This window comes from Austwickia sp., from assembly GCA_016699675.1.
In the GTDB taxonomy this organism is placed as follows: domain Bacteria; phylum Actinomycetota; class Actinomycetes; order Actinomycetales; family Dermatophilaceae; genus Austwickia.
In genome coordinates, this window is the sequence record CP064985.1 from 4,164,983 (window position 1) to 4,181,957 (window position 16,975).

Consider the following 16,975-nt stretch of genomic DNA (forward strand, 5'->3'; position numbering starts at 1 on the left):
GCCGCCTCAGGACGACGCCAGCATCTCCGCGACGACAAAGGCCAGCTCAAGGCTCTGCTGGTGATTCAGGCGCGGGTCGCAGGCCGTTTCGTAGCGCAGCTGAAGATCCTCGTCGTGCAGGTTGACGGATCCGCCGAGACACTCGGTGACATCGTTGCCGGTGAGCTCGACGTGCAGCCCGCCCGGCCAGGTGCCCAGGGAGCGGTGGACGTCGAAGAACCCGCGGACCTCGGCGACGATGTCGTCGAAGCGGCGGGTCTTGTAGCCGCCGGCCGTCTCGAAGGTGTTGCCGTGCATCGGATCGCAGATCCAGGTTGGCGTCAGGCCCTCCGCGCGGGCCGCCTCGATGAGCCCCGGGAGGGCGTCGTGGACCTTCCGGGCGCCCATCCGCACGATGATCGTGAGCCGGCCAGGCTCCCGGTCAGGGTCGATGCGGGTGGCGAGGCCCAGCAGGTCGTCGACCGTGGCGGTGGGGCCGAGCTTGACCCCCACCGGATTGCGGATCCGGCTGACCAGGTCGACGTGGGCGCCGCCCAGGTCTCGGGTCCGCTCGCCCACCCACAGGAAGTGCCCGGACGTCGCGTAGGGCAGGCCCGTGCGGCTGTCGATCCTCGTCAGCGGCTGCTCGTAGTCCACGAGGAGCGCCTCGTGGCTCGCCCACACGTCGACGCGGCGCATCGCCTCGAAGTCGGCGCCGCAAGCGGCCATGAAGCGCATGGCCTTGTCGATGTCGTGGGCCATGCGCTCGTAGCGGCGGTTCGCCGCCGTCGCGACGAATCCCCGGTTCCAGTCGTGGACGTGGCGCAGGTCGGCGAAACCGCCCTGCGTGAACGCCCGGACGAGGTTGAGGGTGGCCGAACTCGCGTGATAGGCGCGCACCATCCGCTCCGGATCGGGCCGCCGGGACTCGGGCGTGAACGCGTAGTCGTTGACCATGTCCCCGCGGTACGCCGGGAGCTCCACCTCGCCGCGCACCTCGGTGTCCTTGCTCCTGGGCTTGGCGTACTGCCCCGCGAGCCGGCCGAGCTTCACCACCGGCGTGCTGGCGCCGTAGGTCAGCACCGCCGCCATCTGGAGCAACGTCTTCACCCGGTCCCGGATGTTGTCCGCCGTGGCCGCGGCGAAGGTCTCCGCGCAGTCCCCACCCATGAGCACGAACGCCTCGCCGCTGGCGGCCTCCGCGAGGCGCTGGCGCAGGATGTCGCACTCGCCCGCAAACACCAGCGGCGGGCACGAGGCGAGTGTGGCGCGCGCCTGGGCCAGGGCGTCGGGGTCGGGCCAGAGGGGTTGCTGGGCCGCCGGGAGCACCGGCCAGTCCAACGTTGACTGCTTGACGGTCACGTCCACCAGGCTACTCGGCGCCCTGATCGCCCCTCGCGGGGTCCGGATGCCGGAAGCCGGGGGCCTGCTCCGTCGCCTCTCCGACGTCGTCGGTCGCCCCGTCCTCTGCCGTCGCGCCGCTCTCGTCGGTCGCGGCGGCGTCCTCGGGCGTGCTTCGTGCGGTGATCGCGTCGGCGCGGTTGGTGAGTTCCTCGGCGCGCGCCACGTTGTCGTCACGCACCTGCTTGAGCCACACCTCGGCCGCGGCGGCCCCTTCGGCCGCGGACGCGAACGCCTTTGCGGTGGCCTCGGTGGCCTGGGCCCGGGCTCGGACGGTGGCCTCGTTGGCGCGCTCCACCGCTGCGGCGTACTCGGCCTTTGCCCGCTCGGCGTACTCGTCCGCCTGCGCCCGCGCCCGGGCGGCCGCGGAGAGGGCCTCCTCGCGCGCGCGCGCCGTCGCCGCGGCGGCCTCCGCCCGCGCCCGGGCCGCGGTGGCCTCCGCCTGCGCGCGGGCCGCCGCCATCATGCGCTCGGCCCGCTCGGCGATCGCCTGCTTGCGATCGGCGGCGTACTCGTCCACGTACTCCTGACCGGAGAGCTGCTGCAGCGCCGCCATCACCTCGTCGGTGATGTGCCGCAGGACCTCGTGGTCCTCTTCTTGACCGGCGAAGCGGGAGTAGTTCATCGGCGCGCCGATGCGGATGCCGATCTGGGTGATGTTGGGAATGACCTGGCCCGTCGGCTGCGCCTTGTCCGTGTCGATCATGGCGACCGGGATGATCGGCACGCCGGCCAGGAGCGCGAGGCGCGCCATGCCGGTCTTCCCGCGGTGCAACCGACCGTCGGGCGAGCGGGTGCCCTCGGGGTAGATCCCGAACAGCTCGCCCTGCCGGAGGATCGACAGGCCGGCCTCCATCGCCGCCCAGCTCGCCTTCCCGCCGGAGCGATCGATGGGGATCTGACCGACGCCGCGGAAGAAGGCCGCCGTCAGTCGACCTTTGATGCCGGTCCCCGTGAAGTACTCCATCTTCGCGGGGAACGTCAGCCGCCGCGGCAGCATGAGGGGCAGGAAGATCGAGTCCGAGAAGGACAGATGGTTGCTCGCCAGGATCGCGGCGCCCTTCCTCGGCACGTGCTGCAGGCCCTCCACCCGGGGCCGGAACAGCGTCGTGAGGATGGGATAGAGGATGAGTTTGATGACCCGGTAGACCATGGCGACGACCCCTTCTTGACGGCCGTACGACTGTACGTCACCCAAGGGGAGCCTGCGGGAGCGTTGCGCCGCCTCTGACATGAACTCGCGGCGACCCCAGCGCGGGGCTGACGATTCCGGACGGCTGCCGCCCGTCGGCGCCACCGGGTGATGCTGGCAGGTGCTGGCAGGTGCTGGGCCGGGACCAGGGGCCCAGATGCCGCGAGGCGGTCGCCAGGAGGTTGCGCACGTGGAAGAATTCTCCCAGCTTGCCTCCAGGTGATCCGACCGTGCCGGAGCACCGTATTCACGCCCGCCTCATCGCCACCCGGGAGCGCCCATGTCCACTGCCGCGGGGCCGACCGGCGACCCGGTCCAGCGCGCGGCCCGGCCCGGTCGACGCCCATGACGAACCCACCGTGGCCGGACCGGGGTCCGGACGATCAGGACCGGGGTCCCGGCGGGGACGCCGACGTCGACGCCGCGTTCGCCGCGATCATCGCCGGCTGGGACCTCGAGGCTGATCCGTCGCGGCGGCCGACGCCCAACCTGCCGCCCGGCAGCGCGAACAAGCCGAACGTGCTCGGCGCTCCCCCGGCCGACCGCTCGGATGCTCCGGTCGAGCCGCGCGCGGCCGACGGCGAGGCCGCCGCCGAGGCGACACCGCGGTCGGCGGCGCCACCGGCTCCCCCGGCGCCCAGCTTCGCCGTGGCGCCCGCGGGCTGGCGGGTGCACGTCCCCCCGGATGACGACGACCTGCCCGACGAGGCGTTCGAGCAGCCCGACCCGCCCCTGCCGCGGGGCGCGCGATTCTGGGCCGCCGTGACGGGTCTGCTGTTCGGCCCGGTGCTCTTCGTGGTCTGGGCGCTGACGGCCCCGCACAGCACGTCGCTGCCCTACCTGCTCGCCGGCCTCGCCACGCTCGCCGGCTTCGTCGCGCTCATCACGGCGCTGCCGGAACGCCATGACGAGGACGACGACGGGGCGCGCGTGTAGGACGGCTCAGCCCGTACGCCGTACGGTCGCCCGCTCCGAGCCTTCCGAGAGTCCCGCGGCGGGCAGTCGCGACGGCAGGCCCTCGCCGCGGCCGACCATCGCGCACGAAGGGCTGAATCGCCACCCCGATCCTGGCTTCAGCCCCGCGTCGCTCGGGCGTTGTCGGGAGCGCGCCCCGCGGAACCCTTCGCCGCGCTGACCGTGGGGGTGCGAGGGCCCGCGGCGCCGCGACCGCCCGATCGCTGGAAGAGCTTGCGCAGCTTCGCCTGCTGCCACATGGCGACGCCGGTGAGCACCAGGGCGGGGATGATGCCGACGGCCAGGAAGGTCCGGACGGTCTCGGCGCTGGCGAGGGGTGCATAGATGAGGAACGCCGCAACCAGACCGATGACGACGTGCGCGCCTCGGAGGGCGGTGCGGAGCTGGCGACCGTTCATGGCGGAACTTTCGCTGTGGCTGCTGATGATCTTACACGCGTAAGCTAACATATGTTGGGTGATAGCGCACCCCCGTGACCGCCGCGCGCGAGTCTGTTCCGGGGGCGGTCGCGAGGGGGCCCCGGGAACGCGAAAGGTACTCTTCACCAGGCCCCCTCACGGCACGAACCCGCACCTGCGACCCCCGGAAGGAGCGATATGCCCCCAGCCGCTTTCGAGTCCGCCACGTCCGCGGCAGCGCCCCGCAGACGCAATCGCCGCGGGGAGGGCGACCGGCTGCGGGCCGACCTGATCGCGAGCGCCAGCCAGTTGCTCGAGACCGTGCCGGGCGAGGAGGCGCTGTCCCTGCGGGCGGTCGCCCGGACGGCCGGGGTCGCGGCACCGAGCATCTACCCGCACTTCCCGGACAAGCACGAGCTCGTCCGGGCCGTCCTCGCCGAGCGCTTCGCCGAGCTGCGGGACGTCCTCAATGAGGCCGGCCGGCAGGCCGGGAGCCCCGACCGGGAATTGCGGTCGCGCTGCACCGCCTACGTGCAGTTCGCCCAGGAGCAGCCCGGCAACTACCGGGTGATGTTCACCGCGGTGCCCAGCACGGTGGGACCCCGGGAGCTGGCCGAGCTGCCCGGCGCCGAGATCGTGCAGGAACTGCAGGCGTCGATCGCGCGCTGCCGGGACGTCGGCATCGGCGGCCCGCTCCCGGACCCGGCGACGGCGTGCCTGCTCTGGTCGGCGCTGCACGGCATCGTCACCCTGCGCGTCAGCAAGCCCGCATTCCCCTGGCCGCCGGTGCCGCTGATGATCGACCAGACCCTGCACGCGCTGTGCGGGCTCCCCCTCCCCGCGCAGGGCTGAGCCACGCCCGACGCGTCGTCGCCCCTGCGTGCGCAGCGCCGCGGGGACGTCAGGCGGCGCCGCGGCTCAGGGCCGCCGCACCTCCGCCCAGGCCAGGTCCGCGGCCCCGATCAGGCCCGCGTCGGGCCCGAGCTGCGCGGCGACGATCTTGGCCTCGGGACGATAGCCGCGTCCGGGCAGCCGCCGCCGGAACGTCTCCGTGGCGGGCCCGATCAGCAGATCACCGGCCGCGCTGACGCCGCCGCCGATGACGAAGAGCCCGACGTCGAGCGCGGCCGCCAGGTTGGCCAACCCGACGCCTAGCCAATGACCGACCTCGGCGAGAAGCTCCACCGCCGTGGGGTCGCCCTCTTGCGCGGCTGCGGTGACCAGCGGCCCGCTGAGGGGTCCCTCGTCCGCGCTCAGCCGGGCCGCCAGGTCGGTCGCCATCGGCGAGCCCGCGTCGATCATCGAGCGGGCCTCGCGCACCAGCGCGTTGCCGCTGGCGTACTGCTCCCAACACCCCCGGTTCCCGCATTCGCAGCGCTGCCCGTCCGGCACCACCTGCATGTGCCCGAACTCCCCCGCGATCCCCCACCGGCCGCGTTCGACCCGGCCGTCCCGCAGAATCGCCCCGCCGATGCCGGTGCCCAGCGTGATCATCACCATGTCCTGCTGGCCCCGCGCGGCCCCGAAGCGCCACTCCGCCCACGCGGCCGCGTTCGCGTCGTTGTCGACGAACAAGGGGGCACCGATCCGGTCGCGCAGGGCGTCCCGCAACGACTCGTTCCGCCAGGACAGGTGCGGGGCGAACAGCACCGTCGCTCGGTCGCTGGAGACCCATCCCGCGGCACCCACGCCGACGGCCTGGACCTGCTCCGTGGCCTCGGTGGTCGCCTCCAGCTCCCGGACCACCGCCACGATCGTGTCCTCGACGACCCGCGGGCTCGTCGAGCGGTCGGGCGTCGCCCGCCGGGCGCGGCGCAGGATGCGTCCGGAGGCGTCGACGACCCCCCCGGACACCTTGGTGCCACCGATGTCGATCCCCAGCGCGACGTCCACGAAGTCCTCCGCTCCCCGGTTCTGCGCCGAGTCTGCACCCGGTCGCAGCTTCCTCCGGATCCGCATCATGACAGCTGGGTGGGCTCCGACGCGTCGTGGACGGGAATCCGGCGGACCGGCGAACGACGATACGACACCACCCGCGGCGGCCCCGCGGCCAATCGGTCACCCTCCGCCGCGGGGTCGAGGTCATCGGTCGCCGGGGGATCCTGCGGGCTGCCGCCGGCCGCCAGCAGCCGCGACAGCAGTCCGCCCACCAGGTCCATGCCGCCGCGGGCGACCAGCCCGGCACCGGCGAGGATCTCCGAGAGCGCCGCCGGGTCGGGCCGCGGCGCGTCGGCGTGCAGGTGCGGTGGTTCGGACGCCTCGGCGCGGCCCCGGCCCGAGGAAGCGCCGGCCCGCGCCGTACCGTCGGCTGTTTCCTGCGGCCCAGGCTCGCCGCGGTCGCCCGGTTCCCCTGGCCCCGACGGCTGCCGCGACGACGTCGACTCCCCCGACGCGCCGTCCACCGGCTCCACCCGCCGCAGCACGTCCTGGAGCGCTGCCGCGAGCAAGCGGGCCTCCCGACGCACCTGAGCCCGCGGTTGCGCCGCGGCGTCGCCGTCATTCTGGATGTCGGTGTCGACGGCCATGTCGTCGTCGACCAGCGCGTCGGCGGCGCGGGTGGACGGGGTCGGCTCGGCGTCCATGTCCCCTCCGAAGTCATCTCTCACGGCGACGCCACGCTCCCTCGCGCAGGACGGATTCCACCTCGAGGTAGGTCCCGTCGAGGCTGGCCCGCACCGGGATGCACCGGCGGACGACCGCGGGTGGCTGAACCAGGTGCGGGACCCCGTGGACGGTCACCACGAGGTCCTCGCCGCGGTGATCGACCTGGACGTCGGACGCTCCCACCCACGGCAGCGGCACCCGCCAGGTGAGGTGGTCGGCCGCCCGCGACAGCACGCACGGCGTGGGCCCCACCTCGTCGAGCGTGGCGACGATCCGCGCCATGAGGCGATCGGCGTCCGGCAGGAGTCTGCCCCGGTCGTCGACGGGCCAGGAGGTGGCGGCGGCGGGGGTGAAGGGAGCCCAGTCGTACGCCGGGGCCAGCGCGCCACCCCCGATGATCAGTCCCGGCGACACCCCGGACAACAGGAGAGGGGGCACCGCCCGGCGGACCTTGGCCGGGGCCACCGGCCCCTCCCCCGCGACGACGTGCAGCAACGTGTCCGGCGCCCGCAGCACCTCGAGCGCCGCTTCGAGGGCGTCCAGCCACCGCGGGACGGCGTGGGCCGCGGTGGGCCCGATGAGCCGCGCCCCGAGGGCTTGCAGCCCCAGCATTCCCCGCAGCGCGAACGGCACCCGTGTCGCGGCGGCCAGGAACTTCCCGGCGAGTCGCAGGTCCCCCAGGTCCACCACCAGCACGTCCGTGGCGGCCACCGCCTCGCCGAGCGAGACCAACGCGGTCAGGACGTCGGCACCCGGCAACCGCCGCCACTCCTCGGCCACGTCACCGTCCCCGCCGAAGCGCTCGATCGTCGAGGCCAGCACCGCGTCGAGGTCGCCCCAGGGGGCCGGCTCGGCCAGGTCGACCACGGCGTACGAGGGGTCCGTGCCCGCCAGCCGCGCCGTCGAGCCGTCGTCGCCGACGCAGGCCAGCGTCACCGTGGGCCCGGCTTCCTGGGGCGCCGTTGCGGGGTTGCCAGCGAGTCCCGCCGCCAGGGCGGCCGCCATGCTGCTCACCCCGGACCCGCCGGGCCCGGTGAGCAGATGGGTACGCACGGTGGGCTCAGCCCTCGCAGCGCTTCTTGAGCCCGCCGAGCGCGCCGGACACGATCGACTTCTCGGCCTTGCGCTTGATCATGCCGAGCATGGGGATCTTCAGATCGACGCCCAGCTTGTACACGACCGAGGTGCCGTCGCCGTCGGCGGCGAGCGTGTACGAGCCGGTCATGTCCTTGAGCACATCGCCGCGCACCAGGGTCCACGAGACGACGCCCTGACCGTCCTCGGCCAGATCCCAGGTGTACTCGAGCACGTAGGTGTCCTGGAAGACCCCGGCGTCGATCGTGAACTCCACCTGCTCGGGGTAGTCCGCCTCGTCGGTCGACAGGACGGTCACCGTGCGCATCTGCGGGGTCCACTCGGGGTAGGCCTCCACGTCGGCGATCACGTCGGAGACGGTGCCCGGGTCGGCGGCGACGCGGATGCTGGATTCGGTGAAGTCGGCCATGCGTCGAAACCTACCGAACCAGCCCCGCCAAGACATCCGCTCGCGGGATCACCCGTCGTCGCCGAGGGCCCGGACGGACTGACCGCCCTCGAACGACCACGTCCGCCGATGCGGCTCCAGCGCGTCCTTCACCGCGGTGACGAACCGCTTCCAGCGCCGAACGTGGGCCAGTTCCACGGCCCGGGCGCGCTCCGTCGTACTGGCCCGCACGTAGTGATGCACGATCGCGCCGTCCCACCACGGTTCGATCCACACCTCGAACTCGCCGGCGAGGACGCCCTCGACGGCCCAGATGGCGCCGAGCGGCCCCCGGTCCACCAGGATCCGCGCGTTGACATGGGGCCACACGGTGGCGACATTGCGCGGATCGGTGAAGACCTGCGCCAACACGCTCGGCGCCGCGTCGATGAAGGTCTCGTCGACGATGTCGACCCGACGGGGCTGGGCAGGACCGCTGCGCACGCCCTCCAGCATGCGCCAAGACGGCGCCTTTGGGCGCATCGGGGCGCTCACCCGGCGCGACTCGTCCCGAACCGGCAGCGACTATGGTGACTAGTCAGTAACGTAGGCGGCTCAGGCAAGGGTGCCGCTCAGGAGGGTTCATGCGCGAGAAGTCCGTCCCCGTTGTCACGAAGTCCACTGAGTCCCACCTGGGCATGATCGTGGCGAGAAACGCCCGACTCGAACCGGAGAAGGTCGTCTTCAGCCGCCGCTCGCCGGGATCAGACGTCTGGGAGGACGTCACCGCCCGGCAGTTCAACGACCAGGTGCGGGCGCTCGGCGCCGCGTTCCGGGCGACCGGGCTGCACTGGGGCGACCGGGTCGGCATCATGAGCCGCACGCGCTACGAGTGGACCCTCACCGATTTCGCGCTGTGGACCGCAGGCCTCGTGGGGGTCCCCATCTACGAGACCTCCTCGGCCGATCAGGTGCGCTGGATCCTGGCGGACAGCGGCGCCCGGGGGGTGGTCGTCGAGACGACCGAGCACCAGCAGCTCGTCGAGTCCGTGCGCACGGACTGCCCGGAGCTGGCCCACGTCTGGCAGATCGACGCCGGCGACCTGGACCGGCTGGCTGCCGAATCGCATGACGTCGGCCCGCTGGAGGAGGCCGCGGCCCGCACCACCTCGGCCGACCTGGCCACGATCATCTACACCTCCGGCACCACCGGCCGCCCCAAGGGGTGCCAACTCACCCACGCGAACTTCCTGGAGCTGTCGGCGAACGCCATCGAGACGCTGCCGGAGATCACCCGCCGCAGCGACGCCTCGACGCTGCTGTTCCTGCCGCTGGCGCACGTGCTCGCCCGGTTCATCCAGGTGCTGGCCGTGGACGCCCGCTTCCGGATCGGGCACGCCCCGGACATCAAGACGCTGCTGCCGGACGTGAGCTCCTTCCAGCCGACGCTGCTGCTCGCCGTGCCGCGGGTGTTCGAGAAGATCTACAACTCCGTCGACCAGAAGGCGGTCCTGGAGGGTCGCGGACGGATCTTCCGCATGGCCGCGGCCACCGCGATCTCCTACAGCCGGGCCCTGGATCAGGGCTCACCGTCGGCGCTGCTCAAGGCGCGGCACAAGCTGTTCGACCTGCTCGTCTACGGCAAGCTGCGGGCCGCACTGGGCGGCTCCTGCGAGTACGCCATCTCCGGCGGGGCGCCCCTCGGCGAGCGGTTGGGTCACTTCTTCCGCGCCGCCGGCGTGACGATCCTGGAGGGCTACGGGCTCACGGAGACCACCGCGCCGACCAACGTCAACACCCCCAGCTTCAACACGGTCGGCACCGTGGGTCAGCCCCTTCCCGGCACCTCGACGCGCCTCGCCGACGACGGCGAGCTGCTGGTCAAGGGGATCGGGGTCTTCCGGGGCTACTTCGGCAACCCCGAGGCGACGGCCGCGGCGTTCACGGACGACGGGTGGTTCCACACCGGCGACCTCGGCGCGATCGACGACGCCGGCCGGCTCACCATCACCGGGCGCAAGAAGGAGATCCTCGTCACCGCGGGTGGCAAGAACGTGGCTCCGGCACCCCTGGAGGACATGATCCGGGCGCACCCGTTGGTGTCCCAGTGCATGGTGATCGGCGACCAGAAGCCCTTCATCGCGGCGCTGATCACGCTGGACCCCGAGATGGTCCCCCTGTGGGGCAAGGCGCACGGGCTCGAGGGGCTCACCCTGGAGGCGGCCCGCACCGACGAGACCGTGCGGGAGCACCTGCAGATGGCCGTCGACCGGGCCAACGAGCGGGTCAGCCGCGCCGAAGCCATCCGCAAGTTCGCCATCCTGGACGGCGACTTCACCGAGGAGTCCGGGCACCTCACGCCCTCGCTCAAGGTCAAGCGCGCCCTCGTGCTGAAGGACTACGCGATGGCCATCCACGAGCTGTACGCCGAGTCACGCGGGCCGGCGTCGCCGCCCTCACGGTCCGGTTCCTGAGGCCAGGGCGCGCACCCGCGTCGCCCAGGCGGTCCGCAGGTCGCTCAGGTCCCACCCGGTCAGCTGCCGGAGGGGATCGAGCAGGCCTGCGGCGCTGGACCGTACGTCGGACGCCGTCAAGGCCAGCCGGACCAGCGCGGCCTCGCCTGACCGTTCCGCAATGATCCGGCAGGCCAGCAGGCCCGCGGCGTAGGCGGCGGCCCGGTCGTCGTACGCCATGGCCTCATCGGTCGGCGGGCGCCCCTCGACGCCCGTCCCTGACGGTGTCCGTGAGGGTGTCCCTGCGCCTGCGCCTGCGCCTGCCCCGGCCCTTGCCTGCGGCCCGATCGGTGCAGCGCCCTCCGGGAGCACATCGTCCGCGAGCACATCGGGCAGCGCGCCGGGTACCACGCCGCGGCGCCGGACCTGCCGGATCAGGGGCGCCGCGACCGCCGCCTCGGCGAGCGGCTCGTCCGCGTACGCCACGTACTCGCAAAAGCCCTCGTCAAGCCACGCCGGACGCTCCGGGCCGCCCTCCCGGCGCAGCGACACGTGGGTCACCTCGTGGGTCAGCACCACGCGCCGGCCGGCGGGGCTCAGGTCCGACCACAGGGCCGGATTGACGACGATCCGGTCGCATCCGATCGCGCGCCCGTCCGCGATCGGCCCGACCGTGGCGGCGGGCACGCCGGTGACGGGTCCGGTGAGCGCCGCCCACCGGGCGAAGGTCTCGGCTCCAGCGGGCATGACCACCACCGCGCCCAGCCCGCGCCGTCCCGTGATCCGGCGTACCGGGTCGACGGCCCGCTCGGCGAGCAGCCAGAGGTCGGACGTCGCCTCGGCACCCACGCCGACCGCCACCGCCTTCTCGCCGCGGCGACCGACCGCGCCGGGCTCCTCCCACGGGAACACCGGTGGATCCCGGCGCCGGGGCGGCAGAGTCGTCGGTTCCCAGTGGGTGACGGCCGAGGCCGGCGCGATGTCGAAACCGGCTACGGCGTACCGCAGTTCGCTGGCCAGCACGCCGTCGACCAGGGTCGCCCCGCCGTACTCCACTCGGCGGATGCCCATCGCCCGCATCACGTCGTACGCGGCCTCGTCCTCCCGGGCCGCACCCGTCGCCACCGGCACTGCCGAGGTGCCGACCCAGTCCGCGCGATCACCGCGCTCGTAGGCGGCGGCGCGCGACCGCAGCGCCGCTTCCACCGCACGATCTGCCGACCCCGCGTCGGCCCCGCCGGGCCGGCCAGTCGCCCTCGTCTCCTCGGCGCCCGGGTCGTCGAGCAAACCCCCACCGCAACCGGACGCACCCGCAGCAGCGGCGACGGCGCCCACGACCGCTGCGACGCCCCGCAGCACCTCGCGCCTGGACGGCGGCGGCGAGGACTGCCGCGCCTCCTCCATCCGGTCATGCTAGGCCGCCGGTGCGTCCTCATCCGACCATCGCCGCCTCGTCGAGCATGGCGACGAAGCCTTCGGCGACCTCGGCGTCCACCAGCCCGGCTCGGACGAAGGCCTCGACGGCCTGCATCTCGGCGCCGTCCAAGCAGACCTCCCCGGGTCTAGGCGGTCCGATGGTCAGGAGCACGCCGACGGCGCAACTGGCGCACGCCCGGCCCCGGACGGGGCAGCCCTCGCAGTCGACCAGCATGTCGCTCTCCTCCACTCCGACCGCCTTCACCAGCGGGTTGGCTGACGTTTGCCCGTCACCGTATGCGGACCCTCCGACAGAGCTGTGAGCTGCGCAAACATGAGCAAGCGGCCAGGCATCCGCGCTGCTGCCATGGGTTGTCGGTGGCGAGACCTACCGTCCCGACCATGCAGATGATCCAGGGCACGCTCGACGACGTGGGGACGCCGCTGCACGAGGTCACCTTCGTCGTCGTCGATCTGGAGACGACCGGCGGCAGCGCGGCGGACTGCGCCATCACCGAGATCGGTGCGGTCAAGGTGCGCGGCGGCGAGCGGCTCGGCCAGTTCCAGACGCTGGTGAACCCCGGCCGCCCGATCCCCGCGTTCATCCAGGTGCTCACGGGCATCACTCCTGCCATGGTCACGACCGCGCCGCGGCTCTCCGCCGCCCTCCCGGCGTTCTTCGAGTTCGCCGGCGACTGCGTCCTGGTCGCCCACAACGCCCCGTTCGACGTCTCCTTCCTCAAGGCCGGGGCCGCCCAGCTGGGCATGCCATGGCCCGGTTTCCCGGTGCTGGACACGGCCCACCTCGCCCGTCAGTTGGTCCCGCGCGACGAGGCGCCCAACCGCAAGCTCGGCACGCTGGCCGCGCTGTTCGGCGCGGCGCAGACCCCCGACCACCGGGCCCTGCACGACGCTTCGGCCACGGTCGACGTCCTGCACGCCCTGATGGGTCGGGTCGGCAACCTCGGGGTCACGACGCTGGAGGAGCTCACGACGTACAGCTCGCGGGTCTCGACCTCCCAGCGCCGCAAGCGTCATCTCGCCGACCGCCTCCCGTCGGCGCCCGGGGTGTACCTGTTCAAGGACGCGCGCGGGCAGGTGCTGTACGTCGGGACCTCGCAAGACATCCGGCGCCGGGTCCGGACCTACTTCACGGCGTCGGAGCATCGGAGCCGGATGGGCGAGATGGTCTCGGTGGCCGAGTCCGTCACCGCCGTGGTGTGCGCCACGCCCCTGGAGGCCCAGGTCCGCGAGCTGCGCCTCATCGCCGAGCATGAGCCTCGCTACAACCGTCGCTCCCGCCGGTCCCGACGGCGCCCCTGGGTCAAACTCACCGCCGAGACCTACCCGCGGCTGTCCATCGTGGCGCACGTGCGCGCGGACGGAGCCACCTACCTCGGCCCGTTCTCCGGGCGCCGCACCGCGGAGGAGGCGGTGGCCGCCCTCCACGACGTCCTGCCGCTGCGGCGCTGCAGCGACCACATCGGGCCGCGCACACGCGGCCAAGCCTGCGTCTTGTTCGAGATGGGTCGCTGCGGCGCACCGTGCGAGCATCGGCAGAGCGCGGCGGCGTACGCCGAGGTGGCCGCCGCGGCGGTCGCCGCCATGACGGCCGACTGCCGGCACCTGACCGCGAGCTTGCGGGATCGGATGGCGACGCTGGCGCGGGATGAACGGTACGAGGACGCGGCCGTCGCCCGCGACCGGATGTCGGCGCTGGTCCGGGGCGCCGCGCGGGCCCAACGGGTGGCGCCCCTCGCCGCCGCCGCGGAGATCGTGGCCGCGCGACGCGCCCCGGCGGGCGGCTGGGAGGTGGCCTCCATTCGGTACGGGCGGCTGGCCGGCACGACGGTCACCCCGCGCGGCGCCGACCCGATGCCCTTCATCGACGCCCTCCGCGCCAGCGCCGAGGTGATCGCCCCCGGGGTGGGGCCTGCCCCGGCGACCACGTCCGAGGAGACCGAGGTCATCCTCGCGTGGTTGGAGCGCGACGACGTCCGGCTGGTCCACCTGGACGGCACCTGGTCAAGCCCCGCGTACGGCGCCGCCGGCGAGGGCCTCCGCAGCGGCCAGCAGGCAAGATCCGTCGCCGCCCGGTCGCCCCGGAGCCTGGCCCCGCCGCCCCCTAGCCCTGCCCCGTCGCCACCTCGTCTCACCCCGTCGCAAGGTCGTGCTGGCCCGACGTCCCTGGGTCCGGCGCCGACGCCCCCCGATCCGGCCCGGGCGCCGCAGGACGCTCAGCTGTCCCAACCCCGGTCTACAGTGGCGAGGTGATCACCGCCATCGTCCTCATCAACGCAGACGTCGACAAGATCCCCGAGGTGGCCCAGGCGATCGCGGAGCAGCCCGGCGTCCGGGAGGTCTACTCCGTTACCGGCGACTGCGACCTCATCGCCCTCGTGCAGGTCGAGCACCACGACGACTTCGCCGATGTCATCGCCGACCGCCTCAACAAGACCCCCGGGGTGCAGGGGACGCAGACCCACATCGCCTTCCGGCAGTACGGCGCGAGCGATCTCGAGGCGGCCTTCAGCATCGGACTGGACTGAGCGCGGCTGGCCAACCCTCGCGGACCCGGCCCCCAGCCGGCGTCAGTGCCCGGCGGCGGGATAGGACGTCGTGACCTGGCTCCACTCGGTCAACTTGGCCGCGGCCGCCCCCGAGTCGATGACCTGCTCGGCGCGGTCCATCCCGGCGCGCAGGTCGGCCTCGAAGGCGTCCTGATCGTCGCCTGAGTCGGTCGCCATCACGGCCAGCGCGACGCCGGCGTTGAGCACGACGGCGTCCCGGATCGGGCCCCGCGCTCCCGCGAAGACGTCGCGCACCACCTGCGCGTTGTGCTCCGGGCTCCCCCCGCGCAGGCTCGCCAGCGGGGCGAGCGCAAGACCCACCCGCTCCGGGTCCACGGTGCGTTCGCGCACCTGCCCGCCCCGAACCCACCAGCACCGCGACGTCGTCGAGATCGTCAGTTCGTCGAGGCCGTCGTCGCCGCGGAACACGGCGGTGTCCCGACCGCGGGCGGCGAAGACCCCCGCGACGAGCGGAGCCAACCGGGGGTCGGCGACCCCCACGGCGGCGTACTCCGGCTGCGCCGGATTGGTCAGCGGTCCCAGCACGTTGAAGACGGTCGGGATGCCGAGGTCCCGGCGCGGCCCCGCGGTGTGCCGGAACGAGGGGTGGAAGACCTGCGCGAAGCAGAACGTGATCCCGGCCCGGCCGGCCACCTCGGCGACCTGCGCGGGCGTCAGCTTCAGGTTGACCCCGAGCGACTCGAGCACGTCCGCGGTCCCGGAACTGGACGATGCCGCCCGGTTGCCGTGCTTGACGATGGTCGCGCCCGCGGCGGCACAGGTGAGCGCCGCCATCGTCGAGATGTTGACGGTGTGGGCCCGGTCGCCGCCGGTCCCGACGATGTCCAGACTCGGCCCGGGCACCTCGATGCGATGGGCATGCGCGAGCATCTCGTCGGCGATGCCGGTGAGCTCGCCGACGGTTTCGCCCTTGGCGCGCAGGGCCACGACGAAGGCGGCCACCTGGGTCGGGGCGGCGTCACCGCTCATGATGCGGCCCATCGCCCACGACGCGGTCGGGGCGTCGAGATCCGTCCCGGCCAGCAGCGACGTCAGGACATCCGGCCAGGTCGGCTCGCAAACCTCCATCAGGCGGGCTTGACCGCTTCGCGCGCGGCGATCTCGGCCACCGCCCGGGCCATGGTGACCGGGTCCAGCGGATGCGGCACCGCGCCGTCGGCGTACGACCAAGCCGCCAGCCAATCGTCCTGCGGGCGTCCGGTGAGCACGATGATCGGTGGGCACTCATAGAACTCGTGCTTGAACTGCCGGCACATGCCCAGCCCGCCGTACGGGGCCGACTCGCCATCGAGGATCAGCAGGTCGAAGGAACTGGTGCGCATGGCCTCCTCGGCGGCCGCGGGAGTGGCGCACTCGAGCCAGGACTCGACCTCGACATCACGCGCGGGGCGGCGACCGACGGCGACCCGGACGGCGTCCCGGGTGGATCGGTCATCGCTGTAGAGCAGAATCCGCAGTCGGCGCGTGGCACCTTCCGTGGCGTGGGTCAGCTCCCCGGGAGTGTCGTGAGATGCGCTCATACCGCGAATCCTAGCGAGGCGGCCGCCCAACGCCAGTGTCGCGCCGGGCGTCGGAACGCTGGGGGCCGCGCCGGCCGCCGAGAGGGCGCCATTGGCCGCTGTCGCAGCGGGTTCCACCGCTGGCAGCGGCGCTTGGCGGCGGTCGGCACGGCGCTGATCTGCGCACGTCTTCGGCCGTTCACCTTCAGCAACCGACCGTTGAGCGACGATCCGTTCGCCGCGCATCGGCCAGCCTTCCGCGGGGGCGAATCGCCCTCTCCGATGCGGCAATAATGGCGCCCGTGGCGACCGCAACCTCAGTACACCCTTCCAGCCCCGGCTCCCGGCCCGGCGTCATTCCCGGCCACGGCCCGGTGACCCGTCCCAACATGGCGTCGGTCGGGACGATGATCTGGCTGTCGAGCGAACTCATGTTCTTCGCCGGACTCTTCGCGATCTACTTCACGATCCGATCGGTCCGACCCGAGGTCTGGGCGCATGACACCGCCCAGCTGAACTTCCCGTTCGCGTTCACCAACACCTTGATCCTCGTGATCTCGTCCGTGTGGTGCCAGCTCGGGGTGTTCGCCGCCGAGCACGGCAAGGGCAAGCGCACCGGCAAGCTGTTCGACGTCAAGAACTGGGGCATGCGCGAGTGGTACGTGCTGACCTACCTGTTCGGCGCCGTCTTCGTCGCCGGCCAGGTCTGGGAATACGCGACCTTGACCTCGGAGGGCCTGACGCTGAGCCACGACGCCTGGACGTCGTGCTTCTTCATCACCACCGGCTTCCACGGCATCCACGTCACCGGCGGCCTGATCGCCTTCCTCATCATCATCGGCCGCAGCTTCACGGCCCGGCGCTACACCCACCGGCAAGCCACCGGCGCCATCGTGACGTCGTACTACTGGCACTTCGTCGACGTCGTGTGGATCGCCCTGTTCTTCGTGATCTACGTGCTGAAGTAGCACCCGCCTACTCCCCTACTCCCGCCAGCGCACGCCC

The 16,975-nt window shown here is 72.8% G+C and carries 18 protein-coding genes; 6 read left to right on the forward strand and 12 right to left on the reverse strand.

All coding sequences use genetic code 11. The features are described from left to right. Positions 1 to 6: 6 nt before the first annotated feature. Both IPK37_18995 and IPK37_19000 read right to left on the reverse strand, forming a co-directional pair. Positions 7 to 1,341, reverse strand: coding sequence for a 3-deoxy-7-phosphoheptulonate synthase class II (locus tag IPK37_18995; GenBank protein ID QQS00828.1), 1,335 nt, complete (start codon positions 1,339 to 1,341; stop codon positions 7 to 9). 10 nt (positions 1,342 to 1,351) lie between these two features. Further along, positions 1,352 to 2,533 carry a 1-acyl-sn-glycerol-3-phosphate acyltransferase gene (locus tag IPK37_19000; GenBank protein QQS03018.1) on the reverse strand — a complete coding sequence of 394 codons (1,182 nt, stop codon included), beginning with the start codon at positions 2,531 to 2,533 and terminating at the stop codon, positions 1,352 to 1,354. A gap of 384 nt (positions 2,534 to 2,917) precedes the next feature. On the opposite strand from IPK37_19000, the gene IPK37_19005 reads away from it, so the two are divergent. Next, positions 2,918 to 3,508 (forward strand): hypothetical protein, encoded by a 591-nt coding sequence (locus IPK37_19005; GenBank protein QQS00829.1) that lies wholly within the window; start codon positions 2,918 to 2,920, stop codon positions 3,506 to 3,508. A gap of 137 nt (positions 3,509 to 3,645) precedes the next feature. On the opposite strand, the gene IPK37_19010 is transcribed toward IPK37_19005, so the two are convergent. Next, positions 3,646 to 3,945 (reverse strand): hypothetical protein, encoded by a 300-nt coding sequence (locus IPK37_19010; GenBank protein QQS00830.1) that lies wholly within the window; start codon positions 3,943 to 3,945, stop codon positions 3,646 to 3,648. Positions 3,946 to 4,143: 198 nt separating this feature from the next. Between IPK37_19010 and IPK37_19015 the strand changes: the two genes are divergently transcribed. Then, positions 4,144 to 4,797, forward strand: a complete 654-nt coding sequence (locus IPK37_19015) for a TetR/AcrR family transcriptional regulator (GenBank protein QQS00831.1) — start codon at positions 4,144 to 4,146, stop codon at positions 4,795 to 4,797. 66 nt (positions 4,798 to 4,863) lie between these two features. Here the strand turns inward: IPK37_19015 and IPK37_19020 are convergent, their stop codons facing one another. Genes IPK37_19020 through IPK37_19040 form a run of 5 tightly spaced genes read right to left on the reverse strand, consistent with a single transcriptional unit; the run spans position 4,864 to position 8,515 of the window. After that, on the reverse strand, positions 4,864 to 5,904 hold the full coding sequence (locus IPK37_19020) for an ROK family glucokinase (GenBank protein QQS03019.1): 1,041 nt from the start codon (positions 5,902 to 5,904) through the stop codon (positions 4,864 to 4,866). After that, entirely contained in the window at positions 5,904 to 6,527 is a 624-nt protein-coding gene (locus IPK37_19025) for a hypothetical protein (GenBank protein ID QQS00832.1), read from the reverse strand. The genes IPK37_19020 and IPK37_19025 overlap by 1 nt, the downstream gene beginning before the upstream one ends. Positions 6,528 to 6,540: 13 nt before the next feature. Then, complete coding sequence (locus IPK37_19030) at positions 6,541 to 7,602, reverse strand: hypothetical protein (protein QQS00833.1); 1,062 nt, start codon at positions 7,600 to 7,602, stop codon at positions 6,541 to 6,543. Positions 7,603 to 7,609: 7 nt separating this feature from the next. Next, positions 7,610 to 8,053 (reverse strand): SRPBCC family protein, encoded by a 444-nt coding sequence (locus IPK37_19035; GenBank protein ID QQS00834.1) that lies wholly within the window; start codon positions 8,051 to 8,053, stop codon positions 7,610 to 7,612. A gap of 48 nt (positions 8,054 to 8,101) precedes the next feature. After that, entirely contained in the window at positions 8,102 to 8,515 is a 414-nt protein-coding gene (locus IPK37_19040; GenBank protein QQS00835.1) for a polyketide cyclase / dehydrase and lipid transport, read from the reverse strand. Between the two features lie 140 nt (positions 8,516 to 8,655). Here IPK37_19040 and IPK37_19045 point away from each other — a divergent pair, with 140 nt between their 5' ends. Next, a complete protein-coding gene (locus IPK37_19045) occupies positions 8,656 to 10,485 on the forward strand; it encodes a long-chain fatty acid--CoA ligase (protein ID QQS00836.1) in 1,830 nt (609 codons plus the stop codon). Here the strand turns inward: IPK37_19045 and IPK37_19050 are convergent. Both IPK37_19050 and IPK37_19055 read right to left on the reverse strand, forming a co-directional pair. Next, positions 10,468 to 11,868 (reverse strand): hypothetical protein, encoded by a 1,401-nt coding sequence (locus IPK37_19050; protein QQS00837.1) that lies wholly within the window; start codon positions 11,866 to 11,868, stop codon positions 10,468 to 10,470. The two genes, IPK37_19045 and IPK37_19050, sit on opposite strands and share 18 nt — an antisense overlap. A 28-nt stretch (positions 11,869 to 11,896) precedes the next feature. Next, positions 11,897 to 12,115 (reverse strand): hypothetical protein, encoded by a 219-nt coding sequence (locus IPK37_19055; GenBank protein QQS03020.1) that lies wholly within the window; start codon positions 12,113 to 12,115, stop codon positions 11,897 to 11,899. Between the two features lie 167 nt (positions 12,116 to 12,282). Between IPK37_19055 and IPK37_19060 the strand changes: the two genes are divergently transcribed. Together IPK37_19060 and IPK37_19065 are read left to right on the forward strand one after the other, a co-directional pair. Then, positions 12,283 to 14,154, forward strand: a complete 1,872-nt coding sequence (locus tag IPK37_19060; protein QQS00838.1) for a DEDD exonuclease domain-containing protein — start codon at positions 12,283 to 12,285, stop codon at positions 14,152 to 14,154. After that, entirely contained in the window at positions 14,151 to 14,429 is a 279-nt protein-coding gene (locus IPK37_19065; protein ID QQS00839.1) for an Lrp/AsnC ligand binding domain-containing protein, read from the forward strand. Before IPK37_19060 ends, IPK37_19065 begins: the two co-directional genes overlap by 4 nt. Before the next feature lie 42 nt (positions 14,430 to 14,471). Here the strand turns inward: IPK37_19065 and trpD are convergent, their stop codons facing one another. Both trpD and IPK37_19075 read right to left on the reverse strand, forming a co-directional pair. Beyond that, entirely contained in the window at positions 14,472 to 15,539 is a 1,068-nt protein-coding gene (trpD, locus tag IPK37_19070) for an anthranilate phosphoribosyltransferase (GenBank protein QQS00840.1), read from the reverse strand. Further along, positions 15,539 to 15,991 carry a response regulator transcription factor gene (locus IPK37_19075; protein ID QQS00841.1) on the reverse strand — a complete coding sequence of 151 codons (453 nt, stop codon included), beginning with the start codon at positions 15,989 to 15,991 and terminating at the stop codon, positions 15,539 to 15,541. The genes trpD and IPK37_19075 overlap by 1 nt, the downstream gene beginning before the upstream one ends. A 272-nt stretch (positions 15,992 to 16,263) precedes the next feature. Here IPK37_19075 and IPK37_19080 point away from each other — a divergent pair, with 272 nt between their 5' ends. After that, positions 16,264 to 16,938 (forward strand): heme-copper oxidase subunit III, encoded by a 675-nt coding sequence (locus IPK37_19080; GenBank protein QQS00842.1) that lies wholly within the window; start codon positions 16,264 to 16,266, stop codon positions 16,936 to 16,938. Positions 16,939 to 16,975 lie beyond the last annotated feature (37 nt).

Coding starts and splice junctions, on each gene's coding strand:
- IPK37_19035 (QQS00834.1), bottom strand. CDS start 8,053: ATGGCCGACTTCACCGAATCCAGCATCCGCGTCGCCGCCGACCCGGGC.
- IPK37_19020 (QQS03019.1), bottom strand. CDS start 5,904: ATGCGGATCCGGAGGAAGCTGCGACCGGGTGCAGACTCGGCGCAGAAC.
- IPK37_19015 (QQS00831.1), top strand. CDS start 4,144: ATGCCCCCAGCCGCTTTCGAGTCCGCCACGTCCGCGGCAGCGCCCCGC.
- IPK37_19060 (QQS00838.1), top strand. CDS start 12,283: ATGCAGATGATCCAGGGCACGCTCGACGACGTGGGGACGCCGCTGCAC.
- IPK37_19005 (QQS00829.1), top strand. CDS start 2,918: ATGACGAACCCACCGTGGCCGGACCGGGGTCCGGACGATCAGGACCGG.
- trpD (QQS00840.1), bottom strand. CDS start 15,539: ATGGAGGTTTGCGAGCCGACCTGGCCGGATGTCCTGACGTCGCTGCTG.
- IPK37_19000 (QQS03018.1), bottom strand. CDS start 2,533: ATGGTCTACCGGGTCATCAAACTCATCCTCTATCCCATCCTCACGACG.
- IPK37_19055 (QQS03020.1), bottom strand. CDS start 12,115: ATGCTGGTCGACTGCGAGGGCTGCCCCGTCCGGGGCCGGGCGTGCGCC.
- IPK37_19010 (QQS00830.1), bottom strand. CDS start 3,945: ATGAACGGTCGCCAGCTCCGCACCGCCCTCCGAGGCGCGCACGTCGTC.
- IPK37_19045 (QQS00836.1), top strand. CDS start 8,656: ATGCGCGAGAAGTCCGTCCCCGTTGTCACGAAGTCCACTGAGTCCCAC.
- IPK37_19080 (QQS00842.1), top strand. CDS start 16,264: ATGGCGCCCGTGGCGACCGCAACCTCAGTACACCCTTCCAGCCCCGGC.
- IPK37_19025 (QQS00832.1), bottom strand. CDS start 6,527: ATGGACGCCGAGCCGACCCCGTCCACCCGCGCCGCCGACGCGCTGGTC.
- IPK37_19075 (QQS00841.1), bottom strand. CDS start 15,991: ATGAGCGCATCTCACGACACTCCCGGGGAGCTGACCCACGCCACGGAA.
- IPK37_19050 (QQS00837.1), bottom strand. CDS start 11,868: ATGGAGGAGGCGCGGCAGTCCTCGCCGCCGCCGTCCAGGCGCGAGGTG.